The organism is Methylomonas sp. 2F7 (assembly GCF_057126975.1).
In genome coordinates, this window is the sequence record NZ_CP195203.1 from 1,353,658 (window position 1) to 1,369,365 (window position 15,708).

Below are 15,708 nucleotides of genomic sequence, written 5' to 3' on the forward strand. Positions count from 1 at the left end.
ATAGCCTGGGCCACAACAAGTTTCTCCACAGGCGAGCAAGCCCGCTAACGAGGTATAATTGCCGCTTTGCATATCGGGAGAACCCATGCTGGTCGACCTTCTCATTCAAGCCCGTTGGATTATACCGGTTGAGCCGGCGTCCGCAATCTATGAGTACGCCAGTCTTGTGATAGATGACGGCCGAATTGTCGATTTGTTACCGACCGAGCAGGCAATTGCAAAGTACCAAGCGCGGCATGTCGAAGTGCTGGAGCGGCACGCGCTGATTCCGGGATTGATTAACTGTCATACGCATGCGGCGATGTCCTTGCTGCGCGGCATTGCCGACGACCTGCATCTGATGGACTGGCTGCAAAATCATATCTGGCCGGCCGAGCAAAAATGGGTCAGTGAGGCGTTTGTTCGAGATGGCACCGATCTGGCGATTGCCGAAATGCTGCGCTGCGGCACGACCTGTTTCAATGACATGTATTTTTTTCCGGAAATCGTCGCGCAGCAAGCCTTACAACACGGCATACGCGCCAATATCGGTTTGATCGTGTTTGATTTTCCGACCGTCTGGGCGGAAAACGCGGACGCGTACTTGACCAAGGGCTTGGCGCTGCACGAGCAACTCCGGCATGAAACCTTGATCAGCACCTCGTTCGCACCGCACGCGCCGTATACCGTGTCGGACGGGCCTTTACGTAACGTGATTACCTATGCCGATGAAATGAATTTGACTGTGCATATGCACCTGCACGAAACCGCGCATGAAGTCGACGAGCAAAAAAGTAAAAACAGCCAAACGCCGCTACAGCGTTTGCATGAATTGGGTTTGCTGACGCCATCCTTTATCGCGGTGCATATGACGCAATTGTCTAGCGAAGACATTCGGTTTTACGCGGAGACCGGCGGTCATATTGTGCATTGCCCGGAATCGAATTTGAAATTGGCCAGCGGTTTTTGTCCGGTGGCAGAGTGTCTGGCGGCAGGGATCAACGTGGCCTTGGGCACCGACGGCGCCGCCAGCAATAACGATCTGGATATGCTGTCGGAAATGCGTACCGCCGCCTTGCTAGGGAAGGGTGTAGCAGGCGATGCCAGCGCGGTATCGGCGACGACTGCGTTGGAAATGGCGACTATTAACGGCGCCAAGGCCTTGGGTTTGGACGCTGAAATCGGATCACTCGTTATCGGTAAAGCTGCCGACGTGGTGGCCATAGATTTAAGCGAACTGGAAACTCAACCCTTGTTCAATCCGCTGGCGCAGATCGTCTATGCCGCCGGTCGGCACCAAGTCACCGATGTCTGGGTTAACGGTAAACAATTACTGCGCAAGCGCGAATTGACCTCGTTTGATGTCCGGGCTCTGCGACAAAAAGTCACGCTTTGGCAAGAACGCCTGCACGAACATCCATCGAATTAACCGCTATTTTATTAGCCGCCCAGAAGCCGTGCGAAAGGCCATTTAAGCCGTTGCGCTGAGTGCAAAAGCAGGGCCGGAAGTTGGCGCATGACGAATAACCTAGTAATACAGTAAACTATAGCCTCATGAACAGGTTGGCATTATGACAGCGAAAGAAAACGTACATCCCCATGAAATTCATAAGTTCGGCTCGCAGGCTGAGCGTTGGTGGGACCCGAACGGCGAGTTTAAAACCTTGCACGACGTGAATCCTTTGCGCTTGCAGTTCATTCAGCAATACGCCGATTTGCAAGGCAAGCGGGTAGTGGATGTCGGCTGTGGCGGCGGGATTCTGACTGAAGGTTTGGCAAAGGCCGGCGCGGATGCCTTGGGTGTGGATTTAAGCGAAGACTTGCTGGATATTGCCGATTTGCATGGCCTGGAAACCGGCGTCAACGCCAGTTACCGGAAAATCAGCGCCGAACAACTAGCCGAGGAACAGCCGGCCGGTTTCGACCATGTCACTTGCATGGAAATGCTGGAGCACGTGCCCGACCCCGCATCAATCATCGCCGCGTGTGCAACGCTGGTTAAGCCTGGTGGCATGGTGTTTTTCTCGACATTGAACCGGGTGCCGAAAGCCTGGTTGCTGGCAATCGTCGCGGCAGAGCATGTGCTGAAAATGGTACCCAAAGGCACGCACGACTATAAAACCTTTATCAAACCTTCCGAACTGGGACAAATGGCCAGAAGCGTGGGGCTTGAGTTACAAGGGATGGTCGGTATCGAATACAGCCCATTCAGCAAGCGCTTTAGTTTGGGTAAAGACATCGGCGTCAATTACATCGCAGCGTTTCAGCGCACCGAGTAACCCAGCATGGCCGGATTTAAACTGGATTGCGTATTGTTCGATCTCGACGGGACCCTGGTGGATACCGCGCCGGATTTGATTGCCTGCTTGAACAAGACGCTGCTTGCCCATGGCTTTTCGGAAGCGCCCGCGGCAACGGTACGGCCCTTCATTTCTCACGGTGCTATGCCAATGATCAAGCACTGCGTGAGCGTGGACGACAGCTTGGCGCAACGGATGCTGGCTTTTATGCTGGACAGCTACGAACAGAATATTGCCGAACACAGCCGCTTCTTTCAGGGCATTACCGATAGCTTGGCGGCTATAGAACAGCTGGGCTTGAAGTGGGGCGTAGTCACCAATAAAAAATCCCGTTTTACCGTGCCCTTGATGGATGCGATGCAACTTAGCGAGCGGGCCGCTTGCATTATTAGCGGCGACACCACAGCCAACAGCAAGCCGCATCCCGAACCGATGCTGACCGCCTGCCGCCAAGCCGGCGTGGCGCCGGAAAATTGCGTGTATATCGGCGATGCCATACATGACATCACGGCCGGTAAGCGAGCGAATATGAAAACCCTGGCGGCCTTGTACGGCTATCTGCAAAGCGACGACCAACCCCATACCTGGGGGGCCGACGCCTTAATAGAACAACCGCCACAATTGATGGAATGGATACACGCTAATTTATGTCATTAAGCAATAAGGTTTTACTCATCACCGGTGCCGGCGGCGGTCTGGGCGGCACGGCTGCCCTGGCTTTAGCCGGGCAGGGCGCGCAAATCATTCTGCTGGATAAAAGCATTCCCAAGCTGGAAAAAGTCTACGATGCAATTGTCGCTGCCGGCAGCCCTGAACCGGTGATGTATCCCTTCGATTTAGCCGGCGCCAGCGAAGCGCAATACGAAGAAATGGCAGAGGCAATAGCGCAGCGTTACGGCGCTTTGCATGGTGTATTGCATGCGGCCGTGGAATTTAGTGCTTACAGCCCGATTGCCAATTATAAAACCAAGGATTGGGGGCATGCCTTAAACGTCAATCTTAGCGCGCCTTTCTTGTTATGCAGGGTGTTGTTGCCATTGCTGCAACGTAGCGAGCACGCTTCCATCGTGTTCATCTCCGATTCGTCCGCGCGCAAAGTTCAGGCTTATTCCGGTGCATACGGTGTAGCGAAAATCGCGCTGGAAGGCTTCGCCGGCATTCTGGCTGCCGAACTGGAAGCAGGACAAAAAATCCGTGTTAATACTTTGGTGCCGGGGCCGGTGGATTCGCCGTTGCGGAAGAGAGCTTACCCGGCCGAAGATAAAACCAGACTGCCGAGCATGAGCAGCCTGGATCCGCTGTATGTTTACCTATTTAGCGATGCCAGTATTGGCAAGACCGGTCAAATTATTGACGCCCAAACTTTTAAACCTTAAGAAACTTATGGCAGACAGAGAAGTTGTATTTTTAACCCGCGACGTCAACATCGTCACCATTCCGGACGGCAACCACGGCACCTTGAATAAAGGCCAGGAAGTCACGATACATCAGGCTTTGGGCAGCAATTACACCGTGGTGACCGATTACGGCCACATGGTGCGCATCGCCGGTATCGATGCCGACGCTTTGGGTAAGGAAACCCAGCATTTGCATACCTTGGTCTCGGATACCGACAGCAAAGCCGTCGAAAAGAATTGCTGGGAAGTGATGAAAACCGTCTATGACCCGGAAATTCCGGTTAATATCGTCGATTTGGGTTTGGTTTACCATTGTAGCGCCAAGCCCAATGCCGATGGCGGCAACGATGTGCACGTGCAAATGACCTTGACCGCGCCCGGGTGCGGCATGGGGCCGGTTATTCAAAGCGATGTCGAGAAATGCATCCGCGCCTTGCCCGGCGTCAGTTCGGTTGATGTCGAGGTGGTTTTAGATCCGCCCTGGTCGCGGGAAATGATGTCGGAAGTGGCGCAGGTGCAGTTGGGTTTGTTTTAAAAGTAGGCAAAGCCAGACGGCGGCAGCTAAGCGGCGGAAAATTGCCGCTTGCTGAAAAAGTTTGCGGTTGTTTGTTATTAAGTATTTGTATTTAAATATTAAAAATTAATTGGCACGCTATTGGCTTTATTCCCCTTGAAGTTTGATTCAAGACTTGGGGAACCGTCATGAAAGATAAAGCAGCCGATTTAGCGATAGTCAGTAATAAAACCTTTGAAGCCTCAACCGCTGTCAATTTGCATCACTACGATATCAGTAGTGCCTTGCAGACTTCATTGGAATTCAGCGAGCTGATCAGCATTTTCTGCAATAAAATTCAAAACACCATTCCGCACAACGGCGTTGAATATATCAACGAAGAATTCGATTTGGAATTCAAACGCGGCGTAATGGCCCGTCACTCCTGCTCCTACGCCTTGAAAGTCGAAGAGCAACAGTTGGGCGAGTTGAAATTGACCCGCAGCAATCGTTTCAACAAAGACGAGTTGAAAATGCTGGAAAGTCTGTTGTGTTGCCTGATTTACCCATTGAGAAATGCCACCTTGTTTCAACAAGCATTGAAAATGGCGTTTACCGATCCGTTGACCAAAACCAATAACCGCACGGCGTTTAACGACTGTTTGCTGCGCGAGATCAAACGTGCGCATCGTAATTCGCAGCATTTGTCGGTGATTTTTGTGGATGTCGATCACTTCAAGCATATCAACGACGATTACGGGCACGGTTGCGGCGATTTGGCGCTGTCTTCATTGGCCGGCTGGTTGAAAGACAGCGTGCGCGGTAGCGATGCGGTGTTTCGTTACGGCGGCGAAGAGTTTGTGATCTTGCTGAGCGATACCGACATCGACGGCGCCACGGTGATAGCTGAACGCATCCGTGCCGACATTGAATCGCATACCTTGGCCTATGGCATGGACGTGTTGAATCTGACGGCAAGTTTGGGCATTGCTGCCTTAAAAGGTAGCGATAGCCCCGAATCCTTAATCAAACGTGCCGACGCCGCGATGTATCAAGCTAAACAGCACGGTAGAAACCGGGTAGAAGTTGGATATTGATTCGGTTCTCCGCACCTCGATCATCAGGCTCAGCCCACTTTAAATCGATACCCCACGCCCGACTCGGTCAGCAGGTATTTGGGCTGAGTCGGATCGCTTTCCAGCTTTTGCCGCAATTGACTCATGTAAATCCGCTCGTTCTGCGTATGTTCCGCCGGCCGACTCGCATGTCGCATAGCCACCCTAATCCTAGCCAGCAGTTCGCCAAAGCCGAACGGTTTGGTTAAATAATCGGTGGTGCCGGTGTTCCTGCATAGACTTTTTGCAGTTCGTTACTGCGCGCCGACAGCTCGATGATGGGCACAGCCGACCAGCTAAGCACACTCTTGATCACATCGACACCGTCCATATCCGGCAAGCCTAAATCCACGATTAGAAAATCGGGTTTACGCACGCGGGTTTCGATCAGACCTTGTTTATCGGTCTGCGCTTCGAATACGGCAAATTCGGGCGTCGCCAGACTGCTACGCAAAAAGCGCCTGATCGGCGGATCGTCCTCTGAAAATCTTGGAAACGGAGCGCCAGCGAAGTGAAGATTTTTAGTCCCCGATAGCCAGCGCCGGGCAATGGTATGGACTCCTCCCACCTCACGGCACCAAAGTGCCAGAAGGGTAGAATTGAGCTACCCAGCGCTATGGAGGAGAAGTCCGAAATGAATATAAAGCGTATAGGTATCGATTTAGCCTTACGGCCTGGGAATAGGTCCAATTTGAAAAATCAGATAAATACGGTGGAGGTTAACGGGGCTTGCGTAGTGCCTTAGCAATATTACGCCGACTAATGAACCCCAAGCCACCCATCAGCATCCATGCCGCGCCGGGAAGGGGCACTGACGAAATAGACGACGCAACACCCAGTTTGATATTGTCAACCTGAGCATACGTCGAGCTAAAGATAATTTTATTCAGGTTTTTGAAGGAAGCGTTGAAGTAAAGCGTTTCCAGTGTATTTGTGGTCGCGTCAAGCAAGAATGACTGGCTGACGAAGCTTCCGGCTTGCGGGTAGCCATAGACAGAGAATTGCCTGCCGCTGCTTATTGTCCAAAACGAAGCGGCGTCCATACTGAGCAAGTCAAATGTACCGCCATCCTGTTTTTCCAGTAAAAAGGCGCTACCATGATTTGTGACTACCCCGGAATATAAGCCGACACTACCGGTCCAATAAGGGCTGGAAGGCATGATCGCGTATATGGTTCCACCACTCAACTGGAATGACACCCCTGCCAGCGTGGTCAATTTGAAGCCGTCTTCCAAATAAGGTTTAGATACCGAAATCTCGTGGTTGCTGGGATGCAAAGGAATATTGTTGAAATCCAGCGTGGTGACAGCGGCATTGCCTGAGTTTGCAAAACCTGCAAATAACATTGCGAAAGCACAAAACCGTGTTTCTTTCATTCAATTCTCCTAATTAATTGACGTGTGGACTTCATAAAGGCTTCAGTCTAACGAAACCGATTTTTTGTAGACACTGCACAAAGGGGTAGGGAGAAGGAGATTTTTTGATTTTTAGATATTCCCATTACTTGCCGCCCGATACGAGCAACGGGCGCAATAATTATCAAGTGGGATACAACGATAATGGAGGGCTCAGCACTTGTCGGGCGGCTCCGCAGATTTCGGCGTTTTTTCACTGAGCAAGCGAATCCAAAACCACAATTCGAAGAGACCACCCACAATGAACGCGATATTGCCGACACCGGAGTATCCAGCAAAATAAAACGCCAAAGCAATCACCAAGATGATGAGTGTAACCACATGATTTTGCATATGCCTTTCACTCCTGTACCCAATTTACCAATCACCGGTTTTGTAGAATGTTTGATAGCCAACGTGCGGGCAATACGGCTACGCCCATTGGCCCGGCCTTACACCGCTAAATTGAAAAAGCCTTGCGCCTAAAAGCCGTTTGTATCGCCATAGCTTTGTGCGGTTATACGCCTGAATATTAGCCCATCAAATAACGCCGACTACCGGTCCAATGGCCGCGACCGCGCAGTCACCGAAGCCGTTGGTGTATAAAACTATCCGGAAGGTATTCTCGGCGCCTCTGGCGGTACTGCCGATTCTTTTAGCTGCACAGCAGAACCTGCTGGCCTTGCCTTCCCGATTTGCTAAGGTGCGCTCGCCATATGGCAATAAGCGTTCCAGGGATTTTAATATACGGCAGGAACGTTTTAGGATGCCCTCGCGGTGGCTGGTAGCGCGCACCGATGCTGCGGAAGTCTCTGCAACGCGATTGGCTGTGACTTTCGGCCCGTCTTATTCCCAAAGGCTATCAATAAGATCGTTGCTGCAAATGCCTATTCGGAAACGGCTGTGGCCAGCTCCAGCGCCCGGTCCAATTCCGCCAGCGTATTATAAAAATGCGCTGAAAAGCGAATCCCGCCGCCCCGTAAGGCGCAAACTACGCCATTTTTTTGCAAATGTTTATAGAGCACGTCGTTGTCTATGTGCCGGTGTTTGAAGTTGACGATGCCGGACTGCAAACGGCTGTGCCGTTCCGAGAGTAAAATAAGCTCGGCGTTGGCGCTAATGGCCTCGCGCAGGTAGTCACTGCGTTCCAGAACCAGGGCCTCGACGGTTGGCATGCCGGTTTCCAACAATAAAGATAAGCTGGCGGACAAGGCGTGAATCCCCAACATATTCGGACTGCCGCATTCGAAACGGCGCGCGCTGGGGTGGATCTCCCAGGGCAGGTTTTCGTAGTTATGCGTGTCTTTCATCATATGCCAGCCGTATTGGCTGAGCTTGAGCCGGTCGCGGGCCGCCGGGTGGGTATAAAACACCCCCAGACCTTCCGGGCCGAACAGCCACTTATGGCCGTCGGCCATCACGAAGTCGGCGTGATAGGCTTGCACATCAAATTGTACCGCGCCCAAGCTTTGAATCGCGTCGATACAAAACAAGATGCCACGTTGCCGGCAAAACTCGCCGATACGTTCCAAATCCATACGCAAGCCGGAGGCGAATTGAATGGAGCTGATGGTCAGCAAACGGGTATTACCGTCCACCAGCGCAAACAAGGCATCTTCCGGTGTTTGGGCGCTATGCAAATCGGCTTCTCGAAATGCCACGCCACGTTCGGCCAAGGCTTGCCAAGGCAGGCGGTTGGAGGGAAATTCCTGGTTGCTGGAGACGATGTTGTCGCCGGCCTGCCAGGGTAAGCCAAAGGCTACGAAGGACAAGGCTTCCGAGGTGTTTTTCACCAACGCAATATCGTTGGCTGAGGGCGCATTGAGTAGGGCCTGCAATTGGCCGCGAATTTCGTTTTCTTTTTTCAACCAATCCAGATAGTAATGCGAGCCGAACCGGCTGTTTTGTTCGGCAAATTGAATCACCGCCGCGCTGGTGCGTTTCGGCCAGGGGGCCACTGCTGCGTGATTGAGGTAGATCAAGTCGTCGATTAGGGGAAATTCTGGATGTTTCATCGGTCTATTGGCGGCGCCGAAATTTGCAATGCAAGCAGTATAATTTATAGGTCGTTCCCCGGCAGATCCTTTTTAGGCCTTGTCATCATCGTGATAACGCCAATGCCAGGGCTCGTACACGTAGCCGTATTCGTTATTCCTTGGAAAAGACAAATACAGGTCGAACCGTTCTGCATTGCTTGACAACCAGCGGTAGGCTTCGGTGTTTTCAAATGCTTCGCCGAGATCGGGACAATCCGGGCTGCCGATGTCGATTGCGCAACCGCTGTGATGCTCGCTGTAACCGGGCGGGGCGTTGACGGTGAGAATCTGCTGCAAGGTCAGTCCTCGTTCAAGTTTGCGGCGTATGATGGTCGCTTGATACTCCACACTGCGGAATGCCGATACCATTTGTAGCGCGACACCATCGTTGGCTGCTGCGGTTTTCAGCGCCCGCCAGACTTCGCTTGCCTGGGGCGTCAACTGAAATACCCGGCCGTTGGCCGATACCTCGGCTGTGATCAAGGTGCTTGGTTCCGGCCAGATGACCAAGTTTCTGGTTGTGGGCAAGTCGTCCGGAATGCCCAGTTCTTGGAATATCAAACCCACTCGGGCAAAAAAATCGTAATTGTTTGCTGCCAGGTTCATATCGGAGTCAATCTGCCTGTTTTTGTCGGGGCTCTATCAGCATAGTGCGAGCCAGTTTGTACCATTGCCGGTTCTCGATTGCTTCCAGTTCGGCAGAAGTCGGCAGATTGTCGCCATCAAGGTATGGCAAGGTAAGTTGATGCGGCCTGCCGACGCAAAGATCCAGGGCTTTTCTGCAAGGATTTAGCTGGTAATTACCACGGTGCAACATTTGCGCGTCAAAAATCAAAATATCGCCGAGTTCCAGGCCGATTAGCACTGAGTTTGGCAGTGACTCGCTGTTTGTGTGGCCATTAAGTTCCAGTCTGACATTTCTTTCCAGTTCGGTATCCCAGCGTTGGTGGGAGCCGGGTATCAGTTCGATGCCGGTTTCCGGCAACAGCGGTATCCGAATATGCAAAGCCAGCATATTGGGCTGCTCGGCTTGCAAATCGGCATCGTCAATCGGACTGTATTGCATATCCCGGTGCCAATAGGGTAGGCGACTATTTTGGTAAGGATTGAAGAAAAGCTGGGTATTGTGAAAATAAAGGTCCTCTCCAAATAGATCGGCTAACAGTGTCGTCAGCTGTTTGGCACTAAGGAGTTGAAAGAAGCGCAGCCTTTCGGCGGGGTGTTGTTCGAAATAACGCGGATGGGTCAGCGAATGCATGTTGACTAGCCGTTGTTCGATATAACTGCTACGGTTTTCGTTTAGCCATTGCCCATGAATTCGATCGACGATTTTGCTCAAGGCATCGACTTCCGAGGGGCTGAAAAGCGCTTTGACGATCAGATGCCCTTGTTGTCGGTAGATTGCTGCTGATTCCATGTTTTTACCGTTCATTGCTGGGAATGATTTAACCAAGGCTATCCAATATTTGGCGCAAGCCGATGCTCCGATAGCTGGTTTGTGGCTGCAAGTTGCATTTACCGGCTATTTTATAGCCTCGGCAATTTGGCATCTCAATTTAGAGCGCGGCGCTGGTTTAAGCTATTCGGCTAGGGAAATATACCCAAAGGGCATCGTTTATCCGCCGCAGCCGGAAAAAATGACCGGAAAGCTTTTAAAACAGGTTACGATCCCAATAGTTTAAACGGCGTTATTATTTTGGTTGATGGATATGATGGAATTAATCTGGATTAGCACGGCATATATGGCTGGTTTGGTAGCCAGCCGCCTGACTTTTCCGCCGCTGGTCGGTTACTTGGTAGCCGGTTATGTGTTGCATGCCTTGGGCATCGCGGTGTTGCCCGATCTTCATCATCTGGCCGATATCGGTATCGAATTACTGTTGTTTTCGGTCGGTTTGAAGCTCAAGCCCAGTTCGCTGATTCGCCGCGAGGTGCTTAGCGTCGGCGGCTCGCATTTGTTGTTAATGGCGATGACTTCCGCTCTGGTATTTTTTTGGCTGGACGAGCATATGACCGGCGGCTTGGTGCTGGGTATCAGTTTGGCCTTCTCCAGCACCGTGTTGGCTCTTAAGGTGCTGGAAGATAACGGCGAGTTGTCGTCGCTGCACGGCCGGGATGTGATGAGTATCCTGATCTTGCAAGACATCGTGGCGATAGGGCTGCTGGCGCTGGCCGAAGGCAAGCAGCCGACGCCTTGGGCGCTGGCTTTATTGTTGTTACCGCTGTTGCGGCCCATTGCGCATCGCGTACTGTCGGTCAGCCGCTCCTCTGAACTGAAGCTGTTGCTGGGCGTGACGTTGGCCTTGGCCGGCGGCGTGGCGGCGGAAAGCGTGGGTATAGCCGCCGACATCGGTGCCTTGTTGACCGGCATCATGTTGGCGAATCATCCCATGATTAAGGAGTTAAGCGATAGGCTGTGGGGCTTGAAAGAGCTGTTTTTGGTCGCGTTTTTCTTGCAGATTGGCGTCAGCGACTTACCGAACCGCGAGCAGATCATAGACGCCTTGCAATTACTGGTTTTGTTGCCGCTGCAAGGTGCGCTGTTCTTTGGTTTATTTGTGGTGGCCGGACTCAGGGCGCGCACCGCCTTCGTATCGTCCTTGGCTTTGATGACTTATAGCGAGTTTGCGCTGATTACCACCGGCGCCGTTGTAAAAGCCCAACTGTTGCCGGCTGAATGGAATGCCATTATCAGTTTGGCGGTGGCCGGCTCACTGGCGATTGCCGCGCCGTTGAACCGTTATTCTCATCGGTTATTTTCTTGGATGGAGCCGGTATTGGTACGTTTGGAACGAAAATCCGAGCATCCCGACCGCTTGCCCGACTCGTTCGGTGCTGCCGGATGGCTGGTGATCGGTATGGGCCGGACTGGCGGCGTTGTCTACAAAACATTGTGTAAACAGGATCAGCGCGTAGTTGGCTTGGATTCCGATCCCACGGTATTGGAATATCATCTTGCCGCCGGCCGGCGGGTGGTCTACGGCGATGCCGAGGACACCGAATTATGGAGCGGTTTACCCCTGCATAAAGTTAAAGGCATCATCCTGACGGTACCGGCATTCGATGTGCGTTTGACCGCAGTGGCTCAGCTTAGAAAACGCGGTTTCACTGGGCAAATCAGCAGTATTTGTTATCACGGTGTGGAAGAGCAGCAATTATTAAAAGCGGGCGCCAATTTTGTGATCCATCCTTTGATTGAAGCCGGCAATCGTCTTGCCCACCTGATGCTGGACATCCGCGATGAATCAAGGCAGTGAAGGGCTGGTGGCGCTGGTTGGGCGGTGGATGCCAGAGCAGATTTACAGGCGTCTTATTTTTAACGATACCCGGGTCAGTGCGGTTTTCCTTAAACCATTGACGATTGGCGCTAAGATTATTGCCAAGTGTCGGGTGACATAATTAGTGAAAACCGGACTGATGATAAGCGAGGCCACCAGCGTCTCTGCGCAAGGCTTGGGCTATCCCGACACACTCGGCATTTGGTCGGAAGAACAAATCGACGGCTGGACCAAGGTCACCCGAGCCGTTCACGCCGCCGGCGGCCGAATTTTTCTACAGCTTTGGCATCTAGGCAGGGTTTCGCATCCGGATTATCTCAATGGCAAATTCCAGGTATCGTCGAGACTTACCGCAAGGGCGCGGAAAACGCCAAACGTGCCGGTTTTGACGGCGTGGAAACTCACGGTGCCAATGGCTATCTGTTAGACCCGTTTTTACCGGACAGCACCAATAAAAGAAACGATGCCTATGGTGACCCAATAGAAAATTGCCCCCGCTGACTGCTGGAAGTGACCGATGCCGTGATTTCGGTATGGGGTGCGGGTCGAGTCGGCGTGCATTTTGTCCCCAGGAGACGCGCATACCATGGGTGACTCCGATCCGCTGCACACTTTCGGCTACGTGGCGGAGCAATAAGACAATCACGGTATCGCCTTCATTTTTACGCGCGAAGCGCTCGGCGAAAACCGCATCGGCCCGGACTTGAAAAAACGCTTCTTCTATCCGGCGCGGGGGTTAGGCCTATTGCATGATCCGAGCCCCAGCAACAACCGAGATTGCGGCTTGTCTGCAAAAATGGAGAAGATCAATTCCCCCACAACTTCATAAGCCGGCTTTTTAGCCATGTGACCGGATTATTGTCGAATTCTTCGGGGAGCAAACCCATTTTTTTCAACGACGATTGACAGAGTCGAATGTATTCCTGGCGCTTCAGCATTTCTTCGCTAACCGCGGCCTTGATTTGCGGATAACGGCTTAACAGGTCAGCAAAGCAATCCTCGGGTATTGTAAACAAAACGACTTCGCCGACGGCACGCATTGATGTCGGATAGGGAATCTTCAAAAGCAAGGGCAGTTCACCGAAAAAATCGCGATGTTGCAGGCTAAACAAACGCTGACTGACTTTCTCGTTCTCGAATATCGCATCGACCTCGCCTTTGAGCATGACGCAAAAAAATGGAAAGTATTCGTCCTGTTTAACCAAAATGTCGCCAGGATTGAAATAACGCGGCGAGCCCTGTTCTATCAGTTCGCGTATTTCCAGTTCATCGAAATACTGAAAATAAGGCAGCTCAATGAGAGCATTGTGTATGGACGGCATGCTTGCCACTTCCGGCGAACCGTTGATCAGATTGGCGGCCGCCTCCGTGGCCGGGTAAAGGTTCCGGTTATTCGTCGGATGATAGGGAATTTTAATAGCATGCAGTCGAAATAAGTATTCAATCCGAAAGTTTAACGCGCTTCTGATCAGGCTACGTTGATCGATATGATCGGTCCAAACCCAAAGTTCGAAATTCAACCCGATATCGCCAAACCCCTGAAGCAAGGCTTTGGGTGCCGGATCGCTTAATACGTTGGGTTCCTGGCCGGCGGCTTTCAATAACAACTCGGTCACCAATACCAGATTGCTCTGGTGTTCGACGACAACCGGAATTTCAACCCGCCCACGCTTGGCTTGATACCCCCATTTTTCCACGATATTGTTGGTGAGCTGAACATTGGGAATGATCAGTTCCGACCCTTGAAACGACGTAATCACGGTCGAGCGCAAAAAAATATCCCGGATGCGTCCCTCGCCACCGGCAAAATAAATAAGATCGCCCACTTTTAGTTTGCGTTCGCTCATCAGGGTAATGCCGCTGGCGATGTTCTTGGTGATGTCTTGCAAGCCAAAGCCGACCGCGACTCCCAGGCCGCCGAAAATGAGCGCCAGTGTCTCGAATTTGATGCCCATGACTTGCATGATCACTACGATACCAACCGCCAACAGCGTAAAGCCGGCGAGATTGGCGATCAGTTTGCGATCGCCTTCGTTGACAACCAGGCCGACCAATAAGCGCGTATTCAGGATATGGCGTATCCAGCGGACGACCAACAGCATCAGCCCTAAACACAGCGTGAATTTAGCCAACCAAATGACATTGATCGATTGCGTACCCAGCGTAAATATTGGCGTTTCAAAGAATAGGAAAGGTTGGGACAGCAAGGCGGATGAATCGATAGCCATAAATTAACTTAGTCGTAAAAGCCGGAGAAATTTCCCCGATTATGGGGCAAACTCGCCGGCAATTGCATCAATCAACTGCAACGGAACCTGTTTTTAGAATACCGCGTTGAATTGGGTACGAACGTAGTCGGTATCCTGTCCTCCCGCTTCGGTAATCAACTGTTCCGCAAAAAAATGGCTGTAACTCAGGCCAAGCGAAAAATGCTTATCGATTTCCCACTCTATATTGGTAGAAAGGGCTTGAGTGACAAATCGACCATTGGCTCCTAGCGTCTGTTCCAACGGATTAAGTCCACGCGCATAAACCGCATCGTTGTTTGACAAGCGCCAGTAAAAATTCCAATCGACAGATAGCCGGACGCTGGGCAGCGGCTGCAAGGAGAGATTCGGCATCACATTAAAAAAATTCTGCGGCGCCAATATTGCCGCTTCCTCAAAATACGACAGATTGGGATATAAGGGATTAAAGGTATTCAACTGTCCGTCATTGGCATTCTCGTCACCACTGGCAATATTGGCGTTTAAGCCCAAGCGCGGTCGCCAGCTTGGGGTGGCAAAGGTATACCCGGTGTTGGATGCTGCGGTCCAGGCATTGATAGTCAACGGTCCAAAACTGCCGAGTTGATAAATACCTTCAAAATTCCAGTCCCAGCCAAACCGCTTGCCGAACACGCGGCTGCCGAACGAATGGCGGGATTCGTCGGCGACGGTGTTTTGATAATGGGCTCCTTTGCGTTGCAGGCCTATGTAATAGATTTCGGCATCGGTCGGCTTGAACGACCATTTGCTGTTCAGCCCCCAGAGTTTTTCTTGCGTATTTCCCCGGTCGTCGAAAGTCGCCGGTTTTATCGCCACTTCTTCAAAACCGAACGCATCCAGGTCCAGACTGTCGTTTTTTAGCGAGAGTCGCACGCCATCGAATGCCCGTCGCGCATTTTGGCCTTCACGCACGCTGATCAGCCGGGATGAGCCCAGCGCAAACTCTTGCCTCCCCACTCGAGCGGTCAAGGCTTGAAAATGCAAGTCGATAAAACCCTGCTGCAAATCAGCGCTATCGTTATCCAAAGGCCCTTGCTGCAGACCTAGGTTATTAGACAGATAGCTGTCCAATTGCACAAAGGCCCTCAAGTGTTCGGTGACATGCAGATCGGCGTGCAGCAAAAAGCGATGCAAAAATTGCTGGCCGTCGGCGCGTGTTTTCAGTCCGAACAAATCGTTGTTGTAGCTATTGAAACGTTCCCGAAAATTTCCGCCCAAGGATAAATACACGTCCTCGCGGTCGGCGGTCAGCGGCAGGTATTTGAGCGATTCATAGCTGCTCCGCCGAGTTTGCTTGGCAAGGTATTGGTAATTTTCCTGCCAGCGGTTGCTGTTAAAACTCGGCTCGGACTCTTGCGCGATCCCTGCGGTGCTAATCAGCGAAAAGGCCAATGGCATGAGTCCGGATTTCATTGGCAATGTCCTCTTTTGCGTTATCGCATGAAGGCT

Annotated in this window: 17 protein-coding genes and 1 pseudogene; 9 read left to right on the forward strand and 9 right to left on the reverse strand. The window is 51.9% G+C overall.

Translation table 11 applies throughout. From position 1 onward, the window contains the following. Positions 1 to 85: 85 nt before the first annotated feature. The 6 genes from ACR64Q_RS06175 to ACR64Q_RS06200 all read left to right on the forward strand — a co-directional run bounded on the left by ACR64Q_RS06175 (position 86) and on the right by ACR64Q_RS06200 (position 5,266). Positions 86 to 1,408: a TRZ/ATZ family hydrolase gene (locus ACR64Q_RS06175; RefSeq protein ID WP_313733967.1), complete on the forward strand. Its 1,323-nt coding sequence runs from the start codon at positions 86 to 88 to the stop codon at positions 1,406 to 1,408. Between the two features lie 142 nt (positions 1,409 to 1,550). Beyond that, entirely contained in the window at positions 1,551 to 2,258 is a 708-nt protein-coding gene (gene ubiG / locus ACR64Q_RS06180) for a bifunctional 2-polyprenyl-6-hydroxyphenol methylase/3-demethylubiquinol 3-O-methyltransferase UbiG (RefSeq protein ID WP_313733968.1), read from the forward strand. 6 nt (positions 2,259 to 2,264) lie between these two features. Continuing rightward, positions 2,265 to 2,936, forward strand: a complete 672-nt coding sequence (locus ACR64Q_RS06185; RefSeq protein ID WP_313733969.1) for an HAD family hydrolase — start codon at positions 2,265 to 2,267, stop codon at positions 2,934 to 2,936. Next, complete coding sequence (locus ACR64Q_RS06190; protein WP_313733970.1) at positions 2,927 to 3,655, forward strand: SDR family NAD(P)-dependent oxidoreductase; 729 nt, start codon at positions 2,927 to 2,929, stop codon at positions 3,653 to 3,655. The genes ACR64Q_RS06185 and ACR64Q_RS06190 overlap by 10 nt, the downstream gene beginning before the upstream one ends. Positions 3,656 to 3,662: 7 nt before the next feature. After that, positions 3,663 to 4,211 carry a putative Fe-S cluster assembly protein SufT gene (sufT, locus tag ACR64Q_RS06195; protein WP_026604183.1) on the forward strand — a complete coding sequence of 183 codons (549 nt, stop codon included), beginning with the start codon at positions 3,663 to 3,665 and terminating at the stop codon, positions 4,209 to 4,211. Positions 4,212 to 4,378: 167 nt separating this feature from the next. Then, complete coding sequence (locus tag ACR64Q_RS06200; RefSeq protein WP_313733971.1) at positions 4,379 to 5,266, forward strand: GGDEF domain-containing protein; 888 nt, start codon at positions 4,379 to 4,381, stop codon at positions 5,264 to 5,266. A 29-nt stretch (positions 5,267 to 5,295) separates the two neighbouring features. Here the strand turns inward: ACR64Q_RS06200 and ACR64Q_RS06205 are convergent, their stop codons facing one another. The 7 genes from ACR64Q_RS06205 to ACR64Q_RS06235 all read right to left on the reverse strand — a co-directional run bounded on the left by ACR64Q_RS06205 (position 5,296) and on the right by ACR64Q_RS06235 (position 10,131). Next, a complete protein-coding gene (locus tag ACR64Q_RS06205) occupies positions 5,296 to 5,442 on the reverse strand; it encodes a winged helix-turn-helix domain-containing protein (RefSeq protein WP_409521159.1) in 147 nt (48 codons plus the stop codon). 47 nt (positions 5,443 to 5,489) lie between these two features. After that, entirely contained in the window at positions 5,490 to 5,738 is a 249-nt protein-coding gene (locus ACR64Q_RS06210; RefSeq protein WP_409521160.1) for a response regulator, read from the reverse strand. Between the two features lie 265 nt (positions 5,739 to 6,003). Next, positions 6,004 to 6,660, reverse strand: a complete 657-nt coding sequence (locus ACR64Q_RS06215) for a hypothetical protein (RefSeq protein WP_313733972.1) — start codon at positions 6,658 to 6,660, stop codon at positions 6,004 to 6,006. Between the two features lie 192 nt (positions 6,661 to 6,852). Beyond that, a complete protein-coding gene (locus tag ACR64Q_RS06220; RefSeq protein ID WP_313733973.1) occupies positions 6,853 to 7,032 on the reverse strand; it encodes a hypothetical protein in 180 nt (59 codons plus the stop codon). Positions 7,033 to 7,565: 533 nt separating this feature from the next. Next, entirely contained in the window at positions 7,566 to 8,693 is a 1,128-nt protein-coding gene (locus ACR64Q_RS06225; RefSeq protein WP_313733974.1) for an aminotransferase class V-fold PLP-dependent enzyme, read from the reverse strand. Positions 8,694 to 8,765: 72 nt separating this feature from the next. Next, on the reverse strand, positions 8,766 to 9,320 hold the full coding sequence (locus ACR64Q_RS06230) for a M15 family metallopeptidase (RefSeq protein ID WP_313733976.1): 555 nt from the start codon (positions 9,318 to 9,320) through the stop codon (positions 8,766 to 8,768). A 7-nt stretch (positions 9,321 to 9,327) separates the two neighbouring features. Continuing rightward, positions 9,328 to 10,131 (reverse strand): phytanoyl-CoA dioxygenase family protein, encoded by an 804-nt coding sequence (locus tag ACR64Q_RS06235; protein ID WP_313733978.1) that lies wholly within the window; start codon positions 10,129 to 10,131, stop codon positions 9,328 to 9,330. Here ACR64Q_RS06235 and ACR64Q_RS06240 point away from each other — a divergent pair. The 3 genes and pseudogenes from ACR64Q_RS06240 (at position 10,130) to ACR64Q_RS06250 (ending at position 12,493) form a co-directional block, all read left to right on the forward strand. Then, entirely contained in the window at positions 10,130 to 10,396 is a 267-nt protein-coding gene (locus tag ACR64Q_RS06240) for a hypothetical protein (RefSeq protein WP_313733979.1), read from the forward strand. The two genes, ACR64Q_RS06235 and ACR64Q_RS06240, sit on opposite strands and share 2 nt — an antisense overlap. 27 nt (positions 10,397 to 10,423) lie before the next feature. Next, complete coding sequence (locus ACR64Q_RS06245; RefSeq protein WP_313733980.1) at positions 10,424 to 11,971, forward strand: cation:proton antiporter domain-containing protein; 1,548 nt, start codon at positions 10,424 to 10,426, stop codon at positions 11,969 to 11,971. 160 nt (positions 11,972 to 12,131) lie between these two features. Then, positions 12,132 to 12,493, forward strand: a pseudogene (locus ACR64Q_RS06250) (oxidoreductase). A 305-nt stretch (positions 12,494 to 12,798) separates the two neighbouring features. On the opposite strand, the gene ACR64Q_RS06255 reads toward ACR64Q_RS06250, so the two are convergent. Continuing rightward, complete coding sequence (locus tag ACR64Q_RS06255; protein ID WP_313733981.1) at positions 12,799 to 14,220, reverse strand: mechanosensitive ion channel domain-containing protein; 1,422 nt, start codon at positions 14,218 to 14,220, stop codon at positions 12,799 to 12,801. 93 nt (positions 14,221 to 14,313) lie between these two features. Continuing rightward, the gene (locus tag ACR64Q_RS06260; protein ID WP_313733982.1) at positions 14,314 to 15,672 is read right to left on the reverse strand and encodes an alginate export family protein; all 1,359 of its coding nucleotides are present in this window, start codon (positions 15,670 to 15,672) and stop codon (positions 14,314 to 14,316) included. Positions 15,673 to 15,708: the final 36 nt, after the last annotated feature.

Bases quoted from the DNA above. Each gene is read 5' to 3' on its own strand.
- ACR64Q_RS06175 (WP_313733967.1), top strand. From the start codon at position 86: ATGCTGGTCGACCTTCTCATTCAAGCCCGTTGGATTATACCGGTTGAG.
- ACR64Q_RS06185 (WP_313733969.1), top strand. From the start codon at position 2,265: ATGGCCGGATTTAAACTGGATTGCGTATTGTTCGATCTCGACGGGACC.
- ACR64Q_RS06215 (WP_313733972.1), bottom strand. From the start codon at position 6,660: ATGAAAGAAACACGGTTTTGTGCTTTCGCAATGTTATTTGCAGGTTTT.
- ACR64Q_RS06205 (WP_409521159.1), bottom strand. From the start codon at position 5,442: ATGCGACATGCGAGTCGGCCGGCGGAACATACGCAGAACGAGCGGATT.
- ACR64Q_RS06255 (WP_313733981.1), bottom strand. From the start codon at position 14,220: ATGGCTATCGATTCATCCGCCTTGCTGTCCCAACCTTTCCTATTCTTT.
- ACR64Q_RS06245 (WP_313733980.1), top strand. From the start codon at position 10,424: ATGATGGAATTAATCTGGATTAGCACGGCATATATGGCTGGTTTGGTA.
- ACR64Q_RS06190 (WP_313733970.1), top strand. From the start codon at position 2,927: ATGTCATTAAGCAATAAGGTTTTACTCATCACCGGTGCCGGCGGCGGT.
- ACR64Q_RS06220 (WP_313733973.1), bottom strand. From the start codon at position 7,032: ATGCAAAATCATGTGGTTACACTCATCATCTTGGTGATTGCTTTGGCG.
- ACR64Q_RS06260 (WP_313733982.1), bottom strand. From the start codon at position 15,672: ATGAAATCCGGACTCATGCCATTGGCCTTTTCGCTGATTAGCACCGCA.
- ACR64Q_RS06240 (WP_313733979.1), top strand. From the start codon at position 10,130: ATGTTTTTACCGTTCATTGCTGGGAATGATTTAACCAAGGCTATCCAA.
- ACR64Q_RS06230 (WP_313733976.1), bottom strand. From the start codon at position 9,320: ATGAACCTGGCAGCAAACAATTACGATTTTTTTGCCCGAGTGGGTTTG.
- ubiG (WP_313733968.1), top strand. From the start codon at position 1,551: ATGACAGCGAAAGAAAACGTACATCCCCATGAAATTCATAAGTTCGGC.
- ACR64Q_RS06225 (WP_313733974.1), bottom strand. From the start codon at position 8,693: ATGAAACATCCAGAATTTCCCCTAATCGACGACTTGATCTACCTCAAT.
- ACR64Q_RS06235 (WP_313733978.1), bottom strand. From the start codon at position 10,131: ATGGAATCAGCAGCAATCTACCGACAACAAGGGCATCTGATCGTCAAA.
- sufT (WP_026604183.1), top strand. From the start codon at position 3,663: ATGGCAGACAGAGAAGTTGTATTTTTAACCCGCGACGTCAACATCGTC.
- ACR64Q_RS06200 (WP_313733971.1), top strand. From the start codon at position 4,379: ATGAAAGATAAAGCAGCCGATTTAGCGATAGTCAGTAATAAAACCTTT.